This is a genomic window from Dolichospermum planctonicum (genome assembly GCF_005402965.1).
In the GTDB taxonomy this organism is placed as follows: Bacteria; Cyanobacteriota; Cyanobacteriia; order Cyanobacteriales; family Nostocaceae; genus Dolichospermum; species Dolichospermum planctonicum.
In genome coordinates this window covers 1-380 of sequence record NZ_BJCF01000159.1, presented here as the reverse complement: position 1 = coordinate 380, position 380 = coordinate 1, and the positions used below count along the sequence as shown (strand labels likewise).

1 protein-coding gene is annotated in these 380 nt (G+C 41.6%); it reads left to right on the top strand.

Translation table 11 applies throughout. From position 1 onward, the window contains the following. On the top strand, positions 1–376 hold a 376-nt coding region (locus FFO06_RS20885), incomplete at its 5' end, for a zinc ribbon domain-containing protein (protein WP_236097208.1). Positions 377–380: the final 4 nt, after the last annotated feature.

Sequence of the window (380 nt, the reverse complement as noted above, 5' to 3'; positions counted from 1 at the left end):
GAAGAGAAATGTTTCTTCATGGTGCAAGGGGGTAGTTGCGGATGCTCTCAAACAAGTTTCAACCCGTGTAGGTTGCACGGTTGTTAGTGTAAATTGTGCGTATACGTCACAACTTGACTCCAGATTTAGTACCTTAACGGGTAGTAGAAATGGTGACAAGTTTACCGGACATGATGGGGTCGTGATGCACTCAGATACTAATGCTGCTGACAATATTTTAGCAAGAATGAGTGATGTTGAAATCACTCGATATATGAAACATTCCGATGTGAAGAAAATCTTGTTAGAAAGAAGTCAGAAGTTTCGGGATTCCTTGATGGAGACCGAAGCGATAACGGGCAAGGATAAGCCCCAGACTCTAGAACAAATAAGGTAATTTT